This is a genomic window from Bacillus sp. JST-5, from assembly GCF_057747715.1.
This window is the reverse complement of the sequence record NZ_JBYLHW010000097.1, coordinates 1-6,454: the sequence shown is the minus strand read 5'-3', so window position 1 is coordinate 6,454 and position 6,454 is coordinate 1. Positions and strand designations below refer to the sequence as shown.

At 32.4% G+C, this 6,454-nt stretch carries 10 protein-coding genes; 2 read left to right on the top strand and 8 right to left on the bottom strand.

Annotation, left to right across the window (positions count from 1 at the left end; genetic code table 11):
- Positions 1-279: 279 nt before the first annotated feature.
- Complete coding sequence (locus tag AC3ASS_RS13325; protein ID WP_488284012.1) at positions 280-669, bottom strand: VOC family protein; 390 nt, start codon at positions 667-669, stop codon at positions 280-282.
- Between the two features lie 237 nt (positions 670-906).
- On the opposite strand from AC3ASS_RS13325, the gene AC3ASS_RS13320 reads away from it, so the two are divergent.
- Positions 907-1,587, top strand: coding sequence for a Crp/Fnr family transcriptional regulator (locus AC3ASS_RS13320; protein ID WP_488284011.1), 681 nt, complete (start codon positions 907-909; stop codon positions 1,585-1,587).
- A gap of 2 nt (positions 1,588-1,589) precedes the next feature.
- Here the strand turns inward: AC3ASS_RS13320 and AC3ASS_RS13315 are convergent, their stop codons facing one another.
- Entirely contained in the window at positions 1,590-2,816 is a 1,227-nt protein-coding gene (locus AC3ASS_RS13315; RefSeq protein ID WP_488284010.1) for a hypothetical protein, read from the bottom strand.
- A gap of 310 nt (positions 2,817-3,126) precedes the next feature.
- On the opposite strand from AC3ASS_RS13315, the gene AC3ASS_RS13310 reads away from it, so the two are divergent.
- Positions 3,127-3,747 carry a TVP38/TMEM64 family protein gene (locus AC3ASS_RS13310; protein WP_488284009.1) on the top strand — a complete coding sequence of 207 codons (621 nt, stop codon included), beginning with the start codon at positions 3,127-3,129 and terminating at the stop codon, positions 3,745-3,747.
- Between the two features lie 47 nt (positions 3,748-3,794).
- On the opposite strand, the gene AC3ASS_RS13305 is transcribed toward AC3ASS_RS13310, so the two are convergent.
- From AC3ASS_RS13305 to AC3ASS_RS13280, 6 genes are all read right to left on the bottom strand, one after another.
- Positions 3,795-4,112, bottom strand: coding sequence for an ArsR/SmtB family transcription factor (locus AC3ASS_RS13305; RefSeq protein WP_488284008.1), 318 nt, complete (start codon positions 4,110-4,112; stop codon positions 3,795-3,797).
- A 128-nt stretch (positions 4,113-4,240) separates the two neighbouring features.
- Positions 4,241-4,441, bottom strand: coding sequence for a cold-inducible protein YdjO-related protein (locus AC3ASS_RS13300; RefSeq protein ID WP_488284007.1), 201 nt, complete (start codon positions 4,439-4,441; stop codon positions 4,241-4,243).
- Positions 4,442-4,496: 55 nt separating this feature from the next.
- Entirely contained in the window at positions 4,497-4,697 is a 201-nt protein-coding gene (locus AC3ASS_RS13295; protein WP_488284006.1) for a cold-shock protein, read from the bottom strand.
- Between the two features lie 182 nt (positions 4,698-4,879).
- Positions 4,880-5,080: a cold-shock protein CspD gene (gene cspD / locus AC3ASS_RS13290; RefSeq protein ID WP_488284005.1), complete on the bottom strand. Its 201-nt coding sequence runs from the start codon at positions 5,078-5,080 to the stop codon at positions 4,880-4,882.
- 199 nt (positions 5,081-5,279) lie between these two features.
- Complete coding sequence (cysK, locus tag AC3ASS_RS13285; RefSeq protein ID WP_488284004.1) at positions 5,280-6,200, bottom strand: cysteine synthase A; 921 nt, start codon at positions 6,198-6,200, stop codon at positions 5,280-5,282.
- 39 nt (positions 6,201-6,239) lie between these two features.
- Positions 6,240-6,454, bottom strand: a 215-nt coding sequence (locus AC3ASS_RS13280) for a hypothetical protein (protein ID WP_488284003.1), incomplete at its 5' end; no start/stop codon positions are given.

Genomic DNA, 6,454 nt, shown 5'->3' with positions numbered 1-6,454 from the left:
ATCTATCCGCCTCATTTACTCGATATGACCTTCGACAGAAAGAGCTTTGTTTTGTTATGCAAACTCACTCAATCATACCTAGCCTTATATGAGGTTCGTGTTCCTCGGACCGGTGTTTTGCCTCCAGCTTCCTTCAGATTCCGCGTCACCACGGACACCCTTGCTCTTGGCTAACCTCTACTTCTGTCTTCGGGGTTCGGGACTTACACCCTATAGTTCATGTACATGCCGGGCGCACATAGATGAAATCCCGTCCATAATTTTAGACGGGATTTCTTTTTATAATTTCATATTTGGTGTATAGGCAACTTCTAAAATATAACCGTTTGGGTCATAAAAATCTATCGTATAATATCCTTCTGAATATTCATTTATAAATACAGGCCCTCGTATAATTCGCGCTTTCACCTGTCGTAGAAATTCCCCTACTTGATCAACTTTCTCTTTTGATGTTGCTTGGAAACAAATATGTCTAGGACCGACCGTGTTTTTTATCGTTTCGTTTACTTCTTTAAAATAAATTTCCATAGTTCCTGTTGAATAGGATACTCGATTTAGTTTATACCAACCGATTATTTCAAATAATGAATCGTAAAACGAAATTGATTCTTCCAAATTTTTTACCCAAAATTCAATATGATTTATCCCCGGTGACCACTTTCTATTCATACCCCCACTCCCTCGTAAGATATTTTAACTTCTTATTATATAATCCCACTAGAGTATTTTCGTCAATATGAATAATTGCGATTATTTGCACTAATTCCATTTTTTACATAAGGATATCTTCAATCATACAGAATCTTCATATTCAGAAGAGTTACGATTTTTTTTCTGATCATAAAGTCAAAATATTTTATGGTATACTTCTACCTATAAAATAAAAATGGAAAGTGGGATCGTTTCATGAAAACGAACATTGAATTATTGCAAACTTTCCCCTTCTTTAGTCATTTATCGGAAAAGGAATTGGAAGAAATTGAACAAATGATTGTTACAAAAAAGTTCAAGAAAAAAGAACGGATATTTTTGGAAGGCAGTAAAAAAGAAGCCGTTTATTTTATAAAAAAGGGAATTGTGAAGGCTTTTAAAACGGATGAAAATGGAAATGAACATATAATTTCATTATTAAAAGAAGGAGAAATGTTTCCTCATACCGGTTTTTTTATACACGATTATTATCCAGCGACAACAGAAGCTGTTATTGATACATTGCTTATTGCTGTCCCTACTGAATCATTTGAAGCTCTAATGATAAAATCACCAACAATTGCTGTTAAAGTCATCCGATCAATAAGTGAAAAATTAAAAGAGTTGCAAGAAAAACTACAGTCTATTACAGGGAAGGACACGCATGAGAGGATCGTTGGATTTTTCATTAAACTAGCCAATGATTATGGAAAAAAAGAGGACGAAGTTATATATATCCCCTTACCTATGACCAATCAGGAATTTGCCAATCATATTGGAACAACAAGAGAGACAGTAAATCGAGTTATTAATCAACTTAAAAAAGAAGGTATTTTGGAACAGATAAAGTCTGGTTATATAATTAAAAATATAGAGGCTTTAAAATGGACGCATTAACATTAAAATGTTTTGCGTCCTTTTTTAATCGCACCAACAAATATAAACATTATTCCAATGAATAACAACAGTGCTGCCATCCATAGAATTTGATTTGTATACATAAATAAAATGTTCCCAATCCAATCGAATAAACCTTGACTAAATAACATGAGTTCATTTAACGAAAACCCTATAATAAATACTATTAATCCAAATTTGACGGATCGATTCAATTGAATCCAACCATATTGAATGATAAATGAAATCATTAAAAAACTAATAAATCCTAATAATGACAAATGTATATAACCAATGACCAAACTTCGATTTTCATAGACAATATTTGAAAAATACGGAATGCTAGGGCCTATTTCAATCGTAGCTTTAACAATTAGAAGAAGAAAAGATAATACAAAAAAGATATATGACCAACGATTGAATACATTTTTTAATTGATTATTTTTAAAAATTAATAAACAAAAAATTATGACTGCCAGCCAATGTAAAAATGAACCGATAAATCCAATAATATTTAACCAAATGAAATCATCCATCCAAATAATTGAAATACAATAAGAAGGTAAAATTGATAGAAGCAATAAATAATAAACCATTCGTACAAGTTTCTCTTCAACATATATTCGTAAAGAGTCCATTAAGATGATAACTGCTGCGAGCAGTCCAATGGTTAACCAACCGTTATATTGAAAATGTAAATAAAAATAAATACTCGCTTCATAAAACGGACTTTCTTGTAACCCATTTGCACTTAGTACAGCTAACGTCCATGGACCTAAAGAAGATAAAATTAAACAAATAATACTGAGCTTAATCATATAGAAAGGAATGGGGGCTATTGACGACTGAAGACCGAAGCGATTAACTGCCTTCCATATGATGACGCTATAAAAATAGGACAAAAGAATTTGAATCGTTGAAAAGAAAATGGAATACAGTCCATACCCTTGAAGGAAAAAAGCTATAAACATGAATAGCATTGTTGCTTGATAAATCCAAAATAGTAAACGGAATCTTTTTCTTTTCAAAGCAGATGGTATCAATTGGAAGATAAAAATCAGCACTAATAAATTAAAACACCATCCGAGTATTGCAATATGAGAATGAGCATGCAACACATATTCATATGTTATGCCGCTAGGAAATAGCACATGTGACCTCATGAGAAAGCCAGAAAATGCTGTTAATACGAAAAAAAATAGAGCACTACCGATCCAACTCTTTTTCATTTTTACTAATTCCTTTCACTCTATCTAACCCTATCGTAAATCAAAATTCCTTATTATTCTTTTACAAAATAGTGACAAAAGGATTTTGTAAAAAAATTAGTGAACAGCCATTACCTGATATTTTTAAAAAATACTATTCCCTTTAACACGATAAAACTTATGTGGATTTATATCTTAGTACGGTTTTTATTTTATAAAAATCGTATACACTCTCTTTTATAATTAACGAATGATTTTATTATGTTTGATAGATAATGTAAATAATGAAGACAATGAATTGGATGACAAAAGTGAACTTGAGGGAAGTATGATGAAATGGATGATTCTATTCGGATATATAATCATTTTTGTTACCCTGTTTTTTTATCGTGAAGAACTTCTAGTTTGGTTGCAAAATAATAACCATTATGATCTTCCATTAATGATAGGTTTATCCATCCTTGTTTCAACCATCCCAGTCATACCTTATACACTATTTGTATGTATCATGGGATTAAAATTTGGGGTTTTCGTTGGCATAGTGATTAGTTGGATCGGAGGAATAGTGGCTGCTCTTATCTATTACTTTTTTTCAAAATACATGTTGTCAAACAAATTGGAAAATTATTTAAATCAATTTCATTTCCTTCATACGTTTCACCATCTCATTCTAAAAAATGCGTTTCTTGGAATATTCATTGGAAGATTATTCCCGATGTTTCCACCAATTGTTATACACCTATATTCAGGCTTGATTCCAATTTCACTTATGACTTATTTGTTAGCGACTGCACTGGGAAAATTACCATATTTGCTCCTTATTACCTTCAGTAGTGTTCATTTATTTTCATCGATAGAAAATGTATGTATTTTCATTTTCATTTATTTGACCATTTTAATCACTACCTTTAAATTATATAAACATTGGACAAAGAAACATCTTGTTGCTTAAACGAATAAAAAATAACCCAATCTAATGGGTTATCACATTTTAATATTTTATTGATGTCGAGCGTGGCTAATTGTTTGTTCAAGAATTTTAATCACATGATCGTCGTCGTAAGAATAATACAAACTGGTTCCAACTCTTCTATACTTGATGAGTCTTAAGTTTTTTAAAAATCTAAGTTGATGGGAAACTGTTGTTTGCAAAAGTGAAAGTTTTTCTGCAATTTCGTTGACGGAATGTTCTCCTTGTGACAATAGGTGTAAAATCCGAATTCGAGTAGGTTCAGATAACGCTTTAAAAATTTGGGATACTTGAAATAGGGTTTCTTCGTCGAGCTCCTCATAAGGATTTTGATTCGTTCTTTCCATTAGTTACCATCCTCTTATTTTATATGTACATATATTCATATTTCTTATTTATTTTATCTACTCTTTTTTTAAACGTCAACGGATGGTATGAATATAATGGTATTATTATGTATTTTTCAAAGAGTTTATTATTCCCATTTACTATAATTTTCAACGACTTGGAGTGTTTTTGTTGTTGGTATCATATTACTTTGACAGAACGGACAATTAGGATGTGGGTTACTTTTAAAATTATCTCGAATCCATCCTTTACATGTTGGAGAAGAACATTCCCAAATTTTTGTTTCTGCTGTTATGATTTCTTCTTTTAATTTTTTTCCGAAAGCCATGATTGATCACCTTTCTATACTGTAAAAGAGTCCCAAGTGTATGGGACTCTTTTATTTATAATTTTTGTACATTGACTGCTTGTGGTCCTCTTGCACCTTCTTCGATATCAAAACTTACTTGCTGACCTTCTTCAAGCGTTTTATATCCTTCGCTTTGTATGGCTGAATAGTGAACGAAAACATCATCACCATCCTCGCGTTCAATAAACCCAAAACCTTTTTCTGCATTAAACCATTTTACTTTACCTGTTGCCATTAAAATCCTCCTAAATCTTTTGAAATAAATGATGGCAGATAACCATTCATTATTAGTATGTTTAAAAATGGACTTTCTAAACTTACATTTATTGTTTTTTTGATCATTAATATCAATTTCTTACGTTCATTATATAAAAAGAGGTGACTCACTCATTGAATCACCTCTAAATGAAAGTTTTATTATAATTTAACTACGTTAGCTGCTTGTGGTCCACGGTTTCCTTCAACGATTTCAAAAGAAACAGATTGACCTTCTTCCAAAGTTTTAAAACCTTCTCCTTGAATTGCAGAGAAATGAACAAATACATCGTCTCCACCTTCAACTTCGATAAATCCAAAACCTTTTTCTGCATTAAACCATTTTACTTTACCTGTGTTCATTTAATTTGCCTCCTAAAATTCTTTCCTCGTGTTACGTAATGATATAATAAAAAAGTCGTAACTGCATCGTAGGATGGTACCATCGACTACGTAATGCAGTTACGACTATATCTATCCTAGAAAATTATATACAACTTCAGTAACACTTATTTAATCATAAAGGAAAACAATTAGAAAGTCAATGAAAAAGTTTATTATTTTAATCAGCAAATAAATCGGAGGATAGATATCGTTCACCAGTATCAGGTGCCATGCATAAAACATTTTCATTAGCATCCATTGTTTTAGCTAACTTGACTGCATGATAACATGCAGCTGCGGCAGAAGCACCTACAAAAATCCCTTCTTTTGAAGCAAGTTCTCTGGCCATAGACTGGGCGTCTTCATCTTTTATTAATAAAATTTCATCATAGATGGATTTATTCAAAATTTTTGGTATAAATCCCGGGCCAGTGCCTGGAATTTTATGAGGACCCGGTTGTCCACCTGATAAAACTGGCGAACCAAATGGCTCCACAACAAATATTTTTAAGTTTGGGTAATGTTTTTTCAGTTCTTCTCCTGTTCCAGTTACTGTCCCTCCAGTACCTGCTGTTAACACGAACGCATGTAACGAATCACCAAAATCTTCTATAATTTCTACTGCTGTTGAATTTCTATGAGCATCAGGGTTGGCACGATTTTCAAATTGCATAGGTATAAAAGAATCAGGTATCGTTTCAGCTAGACGGTTAGCTTCATCTATAGCTCCTTGCATTCTTAAAGAAGACGGGGTTAAAATAACTTTTGCTCCATACGCTTTTAATATTTTCACCCTTTCAATGGTCGCATTATCAGGCATTGTAATGATACATGGATAACCTTTCGCAGCACATACTAATGCTAAACCAATACCGGTGTTTCCAGAAGTTGGCTCGATAATCGTTGTGACTCCCGGTGTAATTTTTCCTTCCTTCTCTGCGCGTTCAATCATATTTAATGCTGCACGATCTTTCACACTTCCACCCGGATTAAATGATTCTAGTTTTATGTAAACGTTCGCACCATGTTGATCAGGAATTTTATTTAATCGAACAATTGGTGTTTTACCGACTAAATCTAAAATCGATGAATAAATCATACAAAACCTCCAAAAGCTATTATTCAAAAATTAATTTTATCATGAAATTTCTAAAATCATAAGAGAATGAAGGAATGTTAATATGTTTTTAATAACAAAAAAAATGGGGCTGTCCGATAAGTCCCTAAAATGAAGCAAGTGGAGAAAAACAATTCGTTTCTCTCCACTTGCTTTTATATTTTTTCGATTTTTATCTGAAAGTAGCTGGCGGATGCCGGCTACTTTCAGGAAGTTGTGGGCTAATGCCACAATCC

What these genes read in the sequence shown, in the direction of transcription:
- AC3ASS_RS13325 (WP_488284012.1), bottom strand. Translation starts at nt 669, where the DNA reads ATGAATAGAAAGTGGTCACCGGGGATAAATCATATTGAATTTTGGGTA.
- cspD (WP_488284005.1), bottom strand. Translation starts at nt 5,080, where the DNA reads ATGAACACAGGTAAAGTAAAATGGTTTAATGCAGAAAAAGGTTTTGGA.
- AC3ASS_RS13305 (WP_488284008.1), bottom strand. Translation starts at nt 4,112, where the DNA reads ATGGAAAGAACGAATCAAAATCCTTATGAGGAGCTCGACGAAGAAACC.
- AC3ASS_RS13300 (WP_488284007.1), bottom strand. Translation starts at nt 4,441, where the DNA reads ATGGCTTTCGGAAAAAAATTAAAAGAAGAAATCATAACAGCAGAAACA.
- cysK (WP_488284004.1), bottom strand. Translation starts at nt 6,200, where the DNA reads ATGATTTATTCATCGATTTTAGATTTAGTCGGTAAAACACCAATTGTT.
- AC3ASS_RS13320 (WP_488284011.1), top strand. Translation starts at nt 907, where the DNA reads ATGAAAACGAACATTGAATTATTGCAAACTTTCCCCTTCTTTAGTCAT.
- AC3ASS_RS13310 (WP_488284009.1), top strand. Translation starts at nt 3,127, where the DNA reads ATGAAATGGATGATTCTATTCGGATATATAATCATTTTTGTTACCCTG.
- AC3ASS_RS13295 (WP_488284006.1), bottom strand. Translation starts at nt 4,697, where the DNA reads ATGGCAACAGGTAAAGTAAAATGGTTTAATGCAGAAAAAGGTTTTGGG.
- AC3ASS_RS13315 (WP_488284010.1), bottom strand. Translation starts at nt 2,816, where the DNA reads ATGAAAAAGAGTTGGATCGGTAGTGCTCTATTTTTTTTCGTATTAACA.